Source organism: Planococcus beigongshangi, from assembly GCF_016820495.1.
Classification (GTDB): domain Bacteria; phylum Bacillota; class Bacilli; order Bacillales_A; family Planococcaceae; genus Planococcus; species Planococcus beigongshangi.
The window spans coordinates 263,867-276,896 of the sequence record NZ_JADHDU010000003.1; the positions used below are offsets into that span (position 1 = coordinate 263,867).

The 13,030-nt window shown below is 45.7% G+C and carries 18 protein-coding genes; 14 read left to right on the forward strand and 4 right to left on the reverse strand.

What is annotated here, in order from left to right:
* Positions 1 to 47 precede the first annotated feature (47 nt).
* Both IQ294_RS08515 and IQ294_RS08520 read right to left on the reverse strand, forming a co-directional pair.
* Positions 48 to 740, reverse strand: a complete 693-nt coding sequence (locus IQ294_RS08515; RefSeq protein WP_203333608.1) for a DUF3169 family protein — start codon at positions 738 to 740, stop codon at positions 48 to 50.
* Complete coding sequence (locus tag IQ294_RS08520; RefSeq protein WP_203333609.1) at positions 737 to 943, reverse strand: helix-turn-helix transcriptional regulator; 207 nt, start codon at positions 941 to 943, stop codon at positions 737 to 739. The genes IQ294_RS08515 and IQ294_RS08520 overlap by 4 nt, the downstream gene beginning before the upstream one ends.
* Positions 944 to 1,080: 137 nt before the next feature.
* On the opposite strand from IQ294_RS08520, the gene IQ294_RS08525 reads away from it, so the two are divergent.
* The 7 genes from IQ294_RS08525 to IQ294_RS08555 all read left to right on the forward strand — a co-directional run bounded on the left by IQ294_RS08525 (position 1,081) and on the right by IQ294_RS08555 (position 5,204).
* Positions 1,081 to 1,527, forward strand: a complete 447-nt coding sequence (locus tag IQ294_RS08525) for a hypothetical protein (protein WP_203333610.1) — start codon at positions 1,081 to 1,083, stop codon at positions 1,525 to 1,527.
* Between the two features lie 107 nt (positions 1,528 to 1,634).
* Complete coding sequence (locus tag IQ294_RS08530; protein WP_203333611.1) at positions 1,635 to 2,138, forward strand: RNA polymerase sigma factor; 504 nt, start codon at positions 1,635 to 1,637, stop codon at positions 2,136 to 2,138.
* Positions 2,131 to 3,069: an anti sigma factor C-terminal domain-containing protein gene (locus IQ294_RS08535; RefSeq protein WP_203333612.1), complete on the forward strand. Its 939-nt coding sequence runs from the start codon at positions 2,131 to 2,133 to the stop codon at positions 3,067 to 3,069. The genes IQ294_RS08530 and IQ294_RS08535 overlap by 8 nt, the downstream gene beginning before the upstream one ends.
* A gap of 468 nt (positions 3,070 to 3,537) precedes the next feature.
* Positions 3,538 to 3,933: a hypothetical protein gene (locus tag IQ294_RS08540; RefSeq protein ID WP_203333613.1), complete on the forward strand. Its 396-nt coding sequence runs from the start codon at positions 3,538 to 3,540 to the stop codon at positions 3,931 to 3,933.
* Between the two features lie 152 nt (positions 3,934 to 4,085).
* Positions 4,086 to 4,469 (forward strand): hypothetical protein, encoded by a 384-nt coding sequence (locus tag IQ294_RS08545; protein ID WP_203333614.1) that lies wholly within the window; start codon positions 4,086 to 4,088, stop codon positions 4,467 to 4,469.
* 52 nt (positions 4,470 to 4,521) lie between these two features.
* Positions 4,522 to 4,761 carry a hypothetical protein gene (locus IQ294_RS08550; RefSeq protein ID WP_203333615.1) on the forward strand — a complete coding sequence of 80 codons (240 nt, stop codon included), beginning with the start codon at positions 4,522 to 4,524 and terminating at the stop codon, positions 4,759 to 4,761.
* A 158-nt stretch (positions 4,762 to 4,919) separates the two neighbouring features.
* Entirely contained in the window at positions 4,920 to 5,204 is a 285-nt protein-coding gene (locus tag IQ294_RS08555) for a 2-acyl-glycerophospho-ethanolamine acyltransferase (RefSeq protein ID WP_203333616.1), read from the forward strand.
* A 35-nt stretch (positions 5,205 to 5,239) separates the two neighbouring features.
* Here IQ294_RS08555 and IQ294_RS08560 read toward each other — a convergent pair whose 3' ends face one another.
* A complete protein-coding gene (locus IQ294_RS08560) occupies positions 5,240 to 5,797 on the reverse strand; it encodes a hypothetical protein (RefSeq protein ID WP_203333617.1) in 558 nt (185 codons plus the stop codon).
* A gap of 712 nt (positions 5,798 to 6,509) precedes the next feature.
* A complete protein-coding gene (locus IQ294_RS08565; RefSeq protein ID WP_203333618.1) occupies positions 6,510 to 7,271 on the reverse strand; it encodes an SDR family oxidoreductase in 762 nt (253 codons plus the stop codon).
* A 141-nt stretch (positions 7,272 to 7,412) separates the two neighbouring features.
* On the opposite strand from IQ294_RS08565, the gene IQ294_RS08570 reads away from it, so the two are divergent.
* The 7 genes from IQ294_RS08570 (at position 7,413) to IQ294_RS08600 (ending at position 12,967) form a co-directional block, all read left to right on the forward strand.
* On the forward strand, positions 7,413 to 7,970 hold the full coding sequence (locus tag IQ294_RS08570) for a TetR/AcrR family transcriptional regulator (RefSeq protein WP_203333619.1): 558 nt from the start codon (positions 7,413 to 7,415) through the stop codon (positions 7,968 to 7,970).
* A gap of 24 nt (positions 7,971 to 7,994) precedes the next feature.
* The gene (locus IQ294_RS08575; RefSeq protein WP_203333620.1) at positions 7,995 to 8,846 is read left to right on the forward strand and encodes a DUF2785 domain-containing protein; all 852 of its coding nucleotides are present in this window, start codon (positions 7,995 to 7,997) and stop codon (positions 8,844 to 8,846) included.
* A 2-nt stretch (positions 8,847 to 8,848) separates the two neighbouring features.
* Positions 8,849 to 9,706 (forward strand): phosphotransferase, encoded by an 858-nt coding sequence (locus tag IQ294_RS08580; protein WP_203333621.1) that lies wholly within the window; start codon positions 8,849 to 8,851, stop codon positions 9,704 to 9,706.
* A gap of 146 nt (positions 9,707 to 9,852) precedes the next feature.
* The gene (locus IQ294_RS08585) at positions 9,853 to 11,097 is read left to right on the forward strand and encodes a serpin family protein (RefSeq protein WP_203333622.1); all 1,245 of its coding nucleotides are present in this window, start codon (positions 9,853 to 9,855) and stop codon (positions 11,095 to 11,097) included.
* Positions 11,098 to 11,417: 320 nt separating this feature from the next.
* Positions 11,418 to 11,567, forward strand: a complete 150-nt coding sequence (rpmG, locus tag IQ294_RS08590; protein ID WP_112221669.1) for a 50S ribosomal protein L33 — start codon at positions 11,418 to 11,420, stop codon at positions 11,565 to 11,567.
* A gap of 57 nt (positions 11,568 to 11,624) precedes the next feature.
* Positions 11,625 to 11,894: a 30S ribosomal protein S14 gene (gene rpsN / locus IQ294_RS08595; protein ID WP_203333623.1), complete on the forward strand. Its 270-nt coding sequence runs from the start codon at positions 11,625 to 11,627 to the stop codon at positions 11,892 to 11,894.
* Between the two features lie 41 nt (positions 11,895 to 11,935).
* Positions 11,936 to 12,967 (forward strand): metal ABC transporter solute-binding protein, Zn/Mn family, encoded by a 1,032-nt coding sequence (locus IQ294_RS08600; protein ID WP_203333624.1) that lies wholly within the window; start codon positions 11,936 to 11,938, stop codon positions 12,965 to 12,967.
* Positions 12,968 to 13,030: the final 63 nt, after the last annotated feature.

Genomic DNA, 13,030 nt, shown 5'->3' on the forward strand with positions numbered 1-13,030 from the left:
GCCGATTCCATAGGAAACCGGCTGGAGCGGTTTTTCATTTTCGCATCTTATTTATTTCGTATGCTGAACATGTACTGGGCATTGGTGACCGCCAAAATCGCGACGACCACGAATATGCCGAACAGCTGGGATGCGCCTGTCACCATCGAATAGAGCAGCAACAGTATTATCGCTCCAATCAGCAGGGAGTTCAGGCTCAAATAAGTTTTATACAAACCGTCGAGCATAACGTGTTTTTCGCCGTCATCGGAACTTTCCAGCAGTTTATTGGCATAATCCTTGTCACTGATGGAAGGCAGATTGCGCTCGGGATACATTTTGTGCATCAAGCCAGGCAGCAGGAACGAAACCACGAAACTGATGAACGTGAGCACGACGCCAGTTACCGCCGTCCATACAGGCTGCTCTGTCAGAAGCGCCAGGCATACAGCTGCAAGGCCGAACAGCAGAGCCAGGGTAATGCTCAGGTTGGCGTCGCTGTATTGTCTGTACATTTTTCCTTCAGCTGCGTCTTCCGCGTCACCGCTCAAATCCTGTTTCGCTGTTTTGCGGATGCTCGAGTAGCAGTACAATGAAAATACAATCAGCACAGCAGCAGCTGCAAGTATCACGATGCTGGCTGGATAGGCGTAGTTGCCAAAGTCAAAAGTGATTTCGGCCTCCAATAAAGCCAGCATTCCAAAAAATCCGATCAAGGCTCCTATTAACAGCTTTCCGCTTGTTGTTAATATTTTCTTCATTCCAGTTCCTCCTCTTCGAATCGAAAGATTTCTTCAATGGGTTCGTCAAATACGCGTGCGATTTTCATTGCGATGAGCAAAGACGGCATGAATTCCTCCCGCTCAATGAGGCTGACCGTCTGGCGTGAAATTTTCGCCCTTTTGGCCAATTCGGTTTGATTGATCCCGTGCCTCGCCCGCAATTCTTTCAGCTTTGTTTTCATCTCATCACCTCTTCATGATTTTATTGTATATGATTGATTTCAATTTGACAACTATAATGGTCAAAAAGAAAATGATGATGGTCTTTTTGTCGGAATGGTAGAATGGAATTAAAGAATAATTTGTGGGAGATGATTTTATGAAAAAGGTGAAGCTGGCGGATTGGGTGTTGGATGTGGACGCCGAAAAGACGCTCGATTACAATCGCAATAAATTGGACGTATGCGACTGCCTTTATTGTGAAAATTTCGCAGCAGTAATTGAACAGAAGCACGCGTTGCTCCGGGGGACCCTCTTGGAAATCGGTATCGAAGCGACGAGGCCGAATCATGTTTCATATTTCCCGGGAAATAAAGCCGGACAGCATCTCGCGATCGGCAATTATCATATTTCCGGCATATTGTTGAAAGGCGAGTGGAGCACGATGGAAGACTGGCATGCGGGCAACACCGTTGAAGTGGACGGGATGCAAATCGGCCTGTCGACAGAAATGGAATTGCTGCCGGACGATTTTCCGGAACCGGTGATTCAGGTGAATTTTGAGTTGGTGATGGAGTGGGTGCTGGAGGAGGATCCGGGGGAATAAAGTGGTGGGCGGTTGGCGGTGCGCCCGCCATTTTTTATTTTTATATGTTGTACGATTCTTGTTCACCTTTTCCCGAGTTGAACGTTTATATAGGGGGAGGCCGGTGAATGGGCGATTTGATGATGGACCAAAAATTATATGATTACTTGAAAATCGTGAAATCCTATTTGATGAAAATGGGCGCTTCAAAAGAAGATGCAGAAGATATCGTTCAGGATACCGCGTATAAATTCATCCTTTACATAGATTCCATCAGCCACAAAAACGTTGAGAGCTGGCTGTTCCGCGTGGCGGTAAATGGTTATTACGATTTGTACCGAAAGCGGTCGCGGCGGCAGGCGATCGATTTGAAGTTTAATTCCCAGCAATTATTCGAGGAATTCACGCCGGAACAGGCGGTGCTGGATAATGAGCGAAAGCAGGACGTGGATAGTGTGCTGAAACAATTAAAGCCGAAGCATCAGCAGGTTTTGCTGATGAAATACAGCCTCGACCTCGCAATCCGGGAAATTGCGGAGCTGTATGAAATGAAGGAAGACTCGGTCAAAACGACGCTGTACCGGGCGCGCCAGGAATTTGTGAAAGAGTACAGGAGGCAGGGCTATGAGTGAAAAAAATGAGTTGTTTCCGGGAGACGGCGATTTTTCGAAGTTGGTGAAGAAGGCGCGGAGGAAATCGTTGATCCGCACTACTTTGGTGTCGGTGATTGTGAGTTCGTTGCTGATATTTGGCCTCATGTGGCTGGGGACGTATCTGATGTATAAGAATATGGAGACTGAAATGGATTACTTCTACGCGACGGAATCCATCCGCGGTGCGAATGTGGAAACGGGCGGTTCCCATTATAATTACACGCCGTTTTCAGCTTCAGTTATGACTTCTTCCACGAAATATGTGGCGGGCGTGCCGGTTCCGTGGGAGACGAAAAAAAAGAACTTTTCTATTTTCGGCGCCTCGCAGCCTGTACAGACCCCTTCCTATTCCGGAAGAGGATCGATTGAAGATGACCGTATGGTTATGTATTTCGAGGGAGAGCGGCTGATTGAATTTTATTCGCCTGAGCTCGATTACGAATTCCTGCCGGATGAACGGTCGCTGTTGGAAGAAATCGATGGCAATAAAGTCGTGGAAATGGCTTTTTCGTTTGATGCAGCTTATGGACTGGAAGAAGTTGAGGAGCAGTTTGCCGAGCTGGCGGACTGGTATTGGGTGAATGTGAGCACCACTGCGGATCAAAGCGAAGAACAGCAGCCGGTTTACGGGTATGAAGCGTACGGCTTTTTCCAGGGTCGTGATGTGAGGGAGTCGGCAGATATGTTTATCCGCCAGCTGGACTGGCTGCGGAATGAAAAAGGTGATTTTCAGCAGGAAGCTGGGCGGATTTATGATGTGATCGCTGGAGACGATTCGTCTGAAGTGGCGGTGGACGAATTGTCGATTTCCGGAGTCGTTGTCACCGGTTCTCCGGAAGAATTGGAGGCATTTGCTGACTTTCCGATGGTGCGTGCCGCAGTTTTAGGTGCGACCACTGATAAATATTAAGGTTTTGAGGTTAATAGAGGCTTTTCGCACAGCGAAAAGCTTCTTTTTTTGTTTTATGGGGTTGGGTGAGAGAGAGAAATGGACGGTTGGCGAGCTTGCGGGCGATTAAAAAATAATGCGGGCGATTAGAAAGATTTGCGGGCGTTTAATTCAGAATGCGGGCGATTAAATTAAAATGCGGGCGATTAAAAATATTTGCGGGCAATCAGCAAAAAAACGGCAAATCCGACTGGCCAGCCTGTTCACCTTTACCCGATGCAAACGTTTTAAAGATGAAAGGGGCTAAAAAATGGTGAGTGATACAGAAGTTCAATTAAAAAACGAGCAGTTCAGTTTATTGGTCAAGCGTGCGAGGCGACAAGCCCTGTTGAAGAGTATGCTGATTTCAGTGGGTACAAGTATAGTCTTTCATTGTTTGATTGGACGGAAATTATTTAGACGCAGAGAGTCGGAGAAAGGGTGGAAATGATGTTGAAATCTAAAGGTGCGATGGTTGTGGGAAGTATGATTGGAATTTTTATCCTGGTTTATGGAACGGCAATTTTGTTCCGTTTGCTTTTTGAATCGTATTTGTTTGATGGCGGATTGCCGAATTTGAATTACGGACTTTTGGCTTTACTATGTGCAATCCCTTTTGTGCTGATCGCCATTGTTGGGAAAAAAGATGCTGCAACAAGTTACAGCGTTATCAGCGCCGCGTTATTATTTTCTGTTTTATTCGTGCTGATTCATCTTGTGCTGGTTGTGTCAGCGGGACCATTGGACGCCGCTGCAATTAGAAGGACGCTGGCCGTTTTCCCGGTAACAGCTTTGCTGCTCGTGGTGGTCCTGTATTTTACAGCTGGAAGAGAAAATATTGTTTAAAAACGATCGAAGAAGGGCTCGGATTTTGAGCTCTTTTTTTAATTTCCTGAATACAATAAAAACTGTATAGAGTTCTGGAAGCTCCTGCTATAATAAAGAAGAGATGGAAGGTATTACCTTCCGAATTTTGATAAAAGAGATGGGGAAAAGGTATGGGGGATTCTAAGAAGAAATCACGGAATGACAGGTTTGCCATTTACATTTTGGCAGCAATAATATTCGGCGTTCTCATCTATTACAATTTTTTTCTGACACCCAAGAACTCCATCGAATTACATCAGAAACTCCAATTTGCTGGTGATTTTGAAGAAGCACAAAAATATATACTGGAAGGCTATGAAGATAATTTCTCTGAAGATGATTTCGATTTCATTCAGGAAAACACTGCAAATAGGGTAGGGCAGTTTTCGCTGTTTGAGTATAATGACAAATCTTATGTAATTATGACTTCGCCGGGAACCGAAAAATTAAAAGTTTTGGATGTGGAAGAACTGCCGGAAGAAGCAAGAGATTTCTTTTGGGAATTTGGAAAATAAAAACCGGCTTATTGATAAATTGAGCAAAAATGACATCAAAGGGGAAACGAAAATGATTGAAGAAATCTATGTAAATTACGGTGATATTGCCGCAACAATTATCCTATTGGGCACAATGGCAGTTCTCTTTTTCCTTTTCTTCAAAGTTATTAAGGCCTTCAAGCGGGATGCAAAAAAGGCAAATGAACGGCTGGAAAACGAGAAAGAAAATACGCTGCTGCTGCAAAAACGCATCGACGACTTGAATGAGCGGGTTGAGGTGATTGAGAAGAAGCTGAGTATGGGCGAGTAAGGGTGAGTAAGGGAGGGGAACACCGCTGTGAGAGGGTGTTTTTTTCGTTCCTGCCGAAAAAAATATGCTCCGGCAGTGGAATATATTAGAATAGGGTAAACTGGCAGTGATGATTTTCCAACGGTTTCATCCCCAAATTCCAGAAATGAGGTGGCCACATGAAAAGAAAGGACTTGAAATTATTTACAAAAATTTCATTCTACATAGCACTTGCTGTGATTCTTCTATTGCCCATCTCGATAATGTTGACATTAAATGGCTTGGCAATATTCATATTTCTGGCTTCTGTTTTCGGCATTCCTCTCAGCATCGTCTCAATGTTCAGCAAAGAAAATCTGGCAATGCGCATTTTTTCGCCGATCATCAATTTTGCACCGAGTATGCTTATCGGCTATGCACTTTTCATGGATTTCGTGGACGAATTTCTCCGCTCGCCGCCTTGAGGATAATATATGAAACGAATTTTCCTCGAAAAACCTCATTTTAACTTCTCCAGCAGAATCCGTCTTTCATTGATTTCCACTGAAAGCTCTTCAGCATCCAATTGCATATCAGAAAGTTCCCTCAGCTCCTCCGCATCCAACTCAATCCGGCTGTGGCCGATTTTCGTATAAACAAAAGGCGCTGTTTTTTCGTACATATAGATATCCCGCGGATCGCCGCTGTCCGGATGCAGGCCATTCAAATGGCCAATCACAACCAAAAGCTCTTCATTGCTGAAAAATTGCCTGCTGTGTTCATCGTTGGCGTTCATTGCTATGTACAGAAAAGACACGAGAACCGAGAAAGGAATAAAAAATATCATCAGCGCAATGGAGATATACTTCATAGTGCGATTGGTTTTGAAGAAATTATAAATGCTGAAAAAGAATAGGGTTGTGAAGGCGATATCAGCATAGGGCAGCAGTAAGTCGAAATCATGATTGTTATAAATGAAAAGATGATTCTTGTCAGCCATCGCGAACAGCATGGCTAGCCTCGCGATGAAATAGACGGAAACTGCAGATGAAATTATTAGATTGAGTTTCTTTTTCATCTTATGAGTCCACCTTTCCCATCAATCTTATAAGACGGTTCAGCAATAGGGATAGTTGCTTGTTTTTGTAAGCTCGAGGTTAGAAAACGAAGAGAATTATAGATTTGGCATGTGGATCGGTGGCCGAATAAGGGTGATTTCTTATTAGGGAACAAGAAATAAGCAGCGGTCGGTAGTTTGTTTGCGCAGATTCAAATTTATTTGCGCTGACCCAATTTGAGCCGTCTTTCACCCGAATCTTCCCATCCGAATCAACCACTTCCGCCCCACCCAGCCTATCTAAACCCAAACCCAAACCCAAACCCAAACCCAAACCCAAACCCAAACCCAAACCCAAACCCAAACCCAAACCCAAACCCAAACCCAAACCCAAACCCATTAATATGAAAAAGCCTTAGCGGTCCAGCCGCTAAGGCTTCCTTAAAACCATGGAGTTTTTCGCACAGCGAAAAACATCCGCTGTAGCTCTTGTAACTGGTCATGAGGGTGATCTATTTAGCGTCTGGATAACAATTTGAGCGAAAATGCCACATGGTTTTTCCAGTAAATTGGATATACTATCCGGATTCATTGAAATACTATCCGCGTTTCGAAAATACTATCCGGAATCACTGAAATACTATCCGCATTCCCAAAATACTATCCAGATGCGAAAAACGCCATAAAAATACCCGCCCCACAATCTGTGGAACGGGCGCTATTACTTTTCTAATTAGAAAGCAGAAGTCCATCCTGCGTCGGCAACAATAACTGTACCGTTCACAAAGCTTGATTCGTCTGAAGCCAGGAATAACGCCACTTGTGCGATTTCTTCCGACTGGCCGACGCGCGGCATAACGCCTTGAACTGCTTGCAGACGGCCTGCGCCAAACTGGCTGACGTTTGTCATCGACGAAGAAATGTTTGTTGCGACGCCGCCTGGTGCGATGGCGTTGCAGCGGATGCCGGATTTCGCATACATGTAACCTGTGTTCTTCGTGAAACCAACGACCGCATGTTTTGATGCTCCGTATGCAGCACCAGCGTGAGCGCCGTTCAATCCGCCTGTTGAAGCGGTGTTGACGATGACGCCTTTGCCTTTTTCAAGGAAAATCGGAATCGCTTTACGTGTCGCGCGCATGACGCCTTTCGTATTTACATCAAAAATCAGGTCCCATTTTTCATCCGTGATCTCGCCGGCCGGCTCAAAATTGTCCATGATGCCCGCATTGTTGACCAGAATGTCCAATGTGCCGAATTCATTTACTGCTGTATCAATCATATTGTCGATATCTTCCTGGCTCGTGACGTTCACTTTCACCGCTTTAGCTGATCCGCCGTTCGAGGAAATGCCTTGCACGACTGCTTCCGCGCCGTCCAGATTCATGTCCGCAACGACCACTTTCGCGCCTTCAGCCGCATACAATTCCGCAATCGCCTTACCCATTCCGGATGCAGCTCCAGTAACTACCGCAACTTTACCTTCTAATCTCATCAATAAAACCTCCTCATATTTAATGAACAAGTGTACAATAAAATTATAATCCCTGAATGGAAGAACATTCAACAAACAAAAAAGTGCTAAGTGTTCGTTAATGTACAAAAAGTCAAAATATGTTCAATAAGGGGTGGGAAAATGAAGACAGACCTGCGGATTTTCAAGACAAAAGAAGCTTTGCGGAATGCACTCATGCATTTATTGGAACAAAAGAGCTTGAACTCGATTTCAGTAACGGAATTGTGCCAGCTGGCGAAGGTCAACCGGGGAACATTTTATGCGCATTACGGACAGGTTGAAAATCTGTTTGAGGAATACTTCAAAACCATCATGGAAGACTTGGCCGATTCATATCAGGAACCGTATAAATATGTGCAGAATCTGCTTTCCAAGGATCTTAACCCTGCGACCATCCGTATTTTCCATCATATTGAGAAATACCAGCCGTTCTACCACATCGTATTTTCGAAAACGGTGCCGCTGGCCTATTATTATCTTCTCTTCGACCACGTTCAAACACTCATCAAGGATGATGTCAGTGAACATTACGGCAACGGGATCGACATCGATATTTCGATGGTGAGCGCCTACCAGGCGAATGCCATTCTGGGCCTGGCAATCGAGTGGCATCGCCAGGATTTCAAGCAAAGCGCCGAAGATATGAATCAGCTGCTTGTGCGGGTTCTAAGTATATAGATGCAAGAGGAAAAGAGGGGTTACATGGATAAAACGGAGCACGTTGCTTTATTGACAGCAGCGGAGCTGAAAGAGTTCCTGAAAAAAATCCATTCCGGTGTAGAAGGCTGGGAAGAAGAAAAGAGCGAGGTGATCATCGCATCGATGCTCGAACACATCGGCTCAAGCGACAGCCTCTTGCGTGACACTTATATCTACGGCACATTCTGCAACCTGGTTCTAGAAAAGCGGCTGGATGAAAGTTTACTGGGAGAAATGCTAGGAGCTTGTTTGACGGACAAACTGTTATTTCACGGCATTGGTGAGGTGGATACGGATTCGGTGTTTACGAGGTCGTTCACAACCTTGCTGATTGCGCTCATCCTTTACAGTGACAATGAATCGCATTTCCTTTCAGCGAAGACAGTATCGGAAGTGAAAGAGAAGTTGATCGTTTATCTGGATGCCGAAAACGATCTGCGCGGTTTCGTGCCGGGCAAAGGCTGGGCCCATAGCATCGCTCATGCGGCGGATGCTTTTGATGAACTCGCAAAAAATCCATTTGCAGATATGGAAATGCAGGCGGAGCTTTTAGGTGCTCTATGGAATAAAGCATTTGTATCCGATTCCGTCTATCTCCATGATGAAGAAGAACGGATTCTGGTGCCGATTCTTGACATGTTGAACAGGGAACTGGACTTTGAAATTATCGAAAGTTTACTGCAGAAGTTGCCTGCGGACATACTTCAGCAAAAAGAATTTCTCCAAGAAGAGAATTACTGGTTCCTGATGGCCAATGCCAAAAAGTTTTTGAAGAGCTTCTATATGCAGATTGAGGGGAAAGATGAGTTGGGTAAAGTACAACAAACGATCAAAGAATGTCTAACGGCATTATAGGAGTGGTTAATATAAAGGTTCAACAAGTAATTTCAACGCTTCTCTCACGTAACGTCATACCTGCGGAACCGGCGAGCTTTAAGAAATTGAGCGGTGGGACTGTCAGTGAACTGTATCTATTGCATGTAAATAACTTGGAATTCGCATTGAAGTTCAATGAGCCGGATGTTACCGGTCCGGAGGCGCTGTTCCTGAATACATACGGTATGCAGCGGGTATTGCCCAAGCTCCTTTTTGTTGATCCGTCTCAGACTTATATGGTGTATTCCTTCATGAACGGTTCAACTGGCCATGAAGGAAGCCGCAAAAAAGAAGTTCTGAAACGACTGGTGGAAGAGCTGATCAATAATTATGTAAAAGTTGCTGCTGATCCGGGGTGGGGCTGGCTGGATTCGCCGTCCTCTTCCTGGCAGGCTTTTTTAAGAAATGAAACAAGCGCAGCGCGAAGGGGCATCGGTTCCTTACTGGGGGAAGATGACCACCGGTTAATAGCTGATCTCGTCGAAAAGCTTGAACCCGCTGGGGCCTCTTATTTATTGCACGGAGATTGTGGTTACCATAATTTCATATTTGATGAAAAGAAGCTGACAGGCGTAATTGATCCTGCGCCCGTTATCGGAGTTCCGCTGTATGATTTGGTGTATGCATTTTTTTCAGAACCCGAAGACTTAACAAAAGAGACGTTCGACTATGTCCTTCATTGGTTAAAGGAAAAGCCTGCCGAAATATACGGACAGGTGCTTGTCGGACTATACCTCAGAATGGCTCTGTGCAATAGACACCATCCCGAGGATTTGCCGGCTTACATGAAAGCCTGGTCTGAGTGGGTGGCTTCAACCGGAAATCCAAAAGAGGATTAAGAACAGGAGTCTTTGCTGAACTCCCGCTTCAGCACCGAATACATGTAAAGATCATCAAATTTCCCTTGGGTATATTCATAATTATGCAGCAGCCCTGTAACTTTTCATCTCTTTACCAGTCTACTCTGCAAAGGGGGATCTCACTGATGAAAAAATTGATTCTTTTTCTTATTGCACCGGGATTCATGGCGTTGATCGCGGGCTGCGGAAGTACGGGCGGCACAGCAGGCGCCAGTATGGAGATTGCGGATGGAGTGGAATACGGGGAGACGGATTATCAGCTGATTGCAGAAGCGAACAACGCCCTCGGCATGAAGCTGCTGAACGATTTGTCGGACAGGGAAGACGGCAATATCTTCGTGTCTCCGACCAGTTTGTATATGGCGCTGGCCATGGTGTATAACGGAGCGGACGGTGTGACGAAAGAGGAAATCGCGAAAGTTTTAGAGGCAGAAGGACTGACTGCTGAAGAAATGAATAAGGCGAATGCATCGCTCATTGCGAAACTGGGCAGCAATTCCGACGCCATCGAATTGAATATCGCGAATTCCATCTGGGCAAAAGACAGCTACCGGTTTCTCGAAAGTTTCAGGGAAAGCAGCCAGGATTACTTTAATGCAGAAGTGGAAATGATCGATGTGACGGATACAGCGTCAGCGGATGCGATCAATGAGTGGGTCCGGGAAGAGACGAACGACAGGATCGATGAAATGGTTGAAAGTCCATTGCCGGGCGATTTGGCAGCTATTTTGCTCAATGCTATTTATTTTAACGGGACATGGCAATACACTTTTATCGAGGAACTGACAGAAGAGCAGCCATTCTATCCGGCCGACGGTTCCACAGCGGAAGTTCCGCTCATGGTCCTGGAGGAAGAGCTCGCCTATATGGAGACCGACCAATTTCAGGCGGTGGCGCTTCCGTACGGGGAAGGCGAGATGAATATGCACGTCTTCCTGCCGGCAGAAGATTCTTCTCTGGGCGAATTCAAATCATCATTGGAGAATGAAAACTGGTCCGCCTGGATGACGAATTTTGAATCGCGGAAAGGCCTCGTGAAATTGCCTAAATTCGAACTGGAATACGAAGTGAATTTGAATGAAACCCTGCAGGATTTCGGCATGGAAACAGCTTTTGACACTGTCGACCTATCGAAAATGTTCGAGGAAAGCAGTGGTTTATTCATCAGTGAAGTGAAGCAGAAAAGCTTTGTCAACGTGAGCGAAGAAGGAACTGAAGCCGCAGCTGCGACGTCAGTGGCTGTTCTTGAAACATCAGGATCGGCGGAACCGCCATTTGAACTGATCGTAAACCGGCCGTTCTTCTTCACGATTACGGATGACGAAACTGGCGTGATCCTATTCATGGGTTTGATTGAGAATCCGTCATAGCAATTTGGAAGGCTGCCGCTGAAACGGCAGTTTTTCTTTTTTTTATACAGCTGTTCTGTGGATAAGGGGAGGTGTGAGAAATAGTCCACAGAAATTTTTCTGTGGATAATTAAATTTACCTTTGCGGATTTAATTTGTGGATAAAAATGATCGGTCTTTTAAGATCATTTGAAGACTTTTCTCTATTCAATGTCAATTGTTTGCGATAGGGGTAATTTGCCGAAATTCTATCGGTTGAAAAAACTTCTTGCAGGATCTCCGTTTTTATTATACGATGTAAAACGTAATCGTTACTATTTGTAAAAAGAGGAGGTAAATATATGAGAGTGAATATCACATTGGCGTGCACCGAAACCGGCGACCGCAATTATTCGACTGTGAAGAACAAGCGCAACAACCCCGAGCGGATCGAGTTGAAGAAATATTGTCCGCGTCTCCGTAAAGTGACATTGCACCGGGAAACTAAATAAAAATTTTTACGGTTTTACAAATCGTAATGATTACGAATGATAAGAGGTGATACATGGATGGCGAAAAAGTCCAAGCTGGCAAAAGCGCAGAAGCAGCAAGCGGCTGTCGATCGTTTTATTGACTACCGGAACGAACTGAAGGCAAATGGGGAGCACGAACAATTGAACCGGCTGCCGAAAGACTCATCGCCGGTGCGGCTGAGAAATCGCTGCGCCGTGACCGGCAGGCCCAGAGGCTATATGCGTAAATTCGGCATGTCGCGCATCGCGTTCCGGGAATTGGCTCATAAAGGCCAGATACCGGGAGTCAGAAAAGCAAGCTGGTAAAACAGGAAACGACCAATAATAAGCGAATAGAGGGAAGCCCTATGAAGAAATTACTCCTGCCCATCCTGCTGCTTTTGGCGGCGAGCGGCTGCGGCAATGCAGAAGAAGCGGAAACAACGGCGAATACGAACGGCGATAATGCGGCGACAGCAGAAAAAATCGAAATTTACACGACGGTTTATCCTCTTACATACTTCACGGAAAGAATCGGCGGCGAGCATGTGAATGTCCAGTCGATCTATCCGGCGGGTTCGAACGAGCACACTTTCGAGCCGACCCAGCAGGATATGATGGCGCTGGCGGAAGCGGATCTCATGTTCTACATAGGACTGGGGCTGGAAGGTTTTATTGATAATGCCAAAAAGACGTTAAGCAATGAAGCCGTGGAATTCATCGCAACCGGTGAATCGATTGCCGAAAGTGATCTGGGCGAAGGCCATTCGCATGAAGAGGACCACGACCATGATCACGGGGGAGGCACGGAAGAAAATCATGACCACGACCATGACCACGGGGAAGGCACGGAAGAAGCCCACGACCACAGCCACGACATCGATCCCCATGTCTGGATTTCGCCTGTACTGAGCCAACAGCTTGCAGAAGCGATAAAAGATGAACTGGTCGAGCGTAATGCAGAAAATGCGGAACATTACGAAGCGAATTACGAAGCATTGATTGAAGAATTGAAGGAACTGGACACTGCATTTATAGAGATGGGCGATGCAGCTGCACAGAAAACATTCTTTGTTTCTCACGCGGCGTTCGGCTATTTGGCGGAGCGCTACGGTTTGGAACAAGTGGCAGTTGCCGGCTTGAACAGCCAAGACGAACCGTCTCAGCAGGAACTCGTAGATATTGTGAAGCAGGCGGAAGAACTCAATATTGAGTCTATCGCCTTTGAACAGAATGTTTCTTCCCGGCTGACTGAAGTGATTCAGCAGGAACTCGGCGCGGAAGCTGTGCAATTGCATAATCTGAGTGTATTGACCCAGGAAGAGACCGATGCAGACGAAACATATTTTTCATTGATGCAGAAGAATCTTGAAGTGATGGAAGAAATCCTGCGGCAATAAAATAAAGAGTCGAGCAACGTCCTCGCTGGCCGGATATTGGAAGGAAAACAGCGGAACAAAGCG

What these genes read in the sequence shown, in the direction of transcription:
- IQ294_RS08545 (WP_203333614.1), top strand. Translation starts at nt 4,086, where the DNA reads ATGGGGGATTCTAAGAAGAAATCACGGAATGACAGGTTTGCCATTTAC.
- IQ294_RS08555 (WP_203333616.1), top strand. Translation starts at nt 4,920, where the DNA reads ATGAAAAGAAAGGACTTGAAATTATTTACAAAAATTTCATTCTACATA.
- IQ294_RS08565 (WP_203333618.1), bottom strand. Translation starts at nt 7,271, where the DNA reads ATGAGATTAGAAGGTAAAGTTGCGGTAGTTACTGGAGCTGCATCCGGA.
- rpsN (WP_203333623.1), top strand. Translation starts at nt 11,625, where the DNA reads ATGGCGAAAAAGTCCAAGCTGGCAAAAGCGCAGAAGCAGCAAGCGGCT.
- IQ294_RS08550 (WP_203333615.1), top strand. Translation starts at nt 4,522, where the DNA reads ATGATTGAAGAAATCTATGTAAATTACGGTGATATTGCCGCAACAATT.
- IQ294_RS08585 (WP_203333622.1), top strand. Translation starts at nt 9,853, where the DNA reads ATGAAAAAATTGATTCTTTTTCTTATTGCACCGGGATTCATGGCGTTG.
- IQ294_RS08600 (WP_203333624.1), top strand. Translation starts at nt 11,936, where the DNA reads ATGAAGAAATTACTCCTGCCCATCCTGCTGCTTTTGGCGGCGAGCGGC.
- IQ294_RS08535 (WP_203333612.1), top strand. Translation starts at nt 2,131, where the DNA reads ATGAGTGAAAAAAATGAGTTGTTTCCGGGAGACGGCGATTTTTCGAAG.
- IQ294_RS08520 (WP_203333609.1), bottom strand. Translation starts at nt 943, where the DNA reads ATGAAAACAAAGCTGAAAGAATTGCGGGCGAGGCACGGGATCAATCAA.
- IQ294_RS08515 (WP_203333608.1), bottom strand. Translation starts at nt 740, where the DNA reads ATGAAGAAAATATTAACAACAAGCGGAAAGCTGTTAATAGGAGCCTTG.
- IQ294_RS08570 (WP_203333619.1), top strand. Translation starts at nt 7,413, where the DNA reads ATGAAGACAGACCTGCGGATTTTCAAGACAAAAGAAGCTTTGCGGAAT.
- rpmG (WP_112221669.1), top strand. Translation starts at nt 11,418, where the DNA reads ATGAGAGTGAATATCACATTGGCGTGCACCGAAACCGGCGACCGCAAT.
- IQ294_RS08575 (WP_203333620.1), top strand. Translation starts at nt 7,995, where the DNA reads ATGGATAAAACGGAGCACGTTGCTTTATTGACAGCAGCGGAGCTGAAA.
- IQ294_RS08525 (WP_203333610.1), top strand. Translation starts at nt 1,081, where the DNA reads ATGAAAAAGGTGAAGCTGGCGGATTGGGTGTTGGATGTGGACGCCGAA.
- IQ294_RS08530 (WP_203333611.1), top strand. Translation starts at nt 1,635, where the DNA reads ATGGGCGATTTGATGATGGACCAAAAATTATATGATTACTTGAAAATC.
- IQ294_RS08540 (WP_203333613.1), top strand. Translation starts at nt 3,538, where the DNA reads ATGTTGAAATCTAAAGGTGCGATGGTTGTGGGAAGTATGATTGGAATT.
- IQ294_RS08560 (WP_203333617.1), bottom strand. Translation starts at nt 5,797, where the DNA reads ATGAAAAAGAAACTCAATCTAATAATTTCATCTGCAGTTTCCGTCTAT.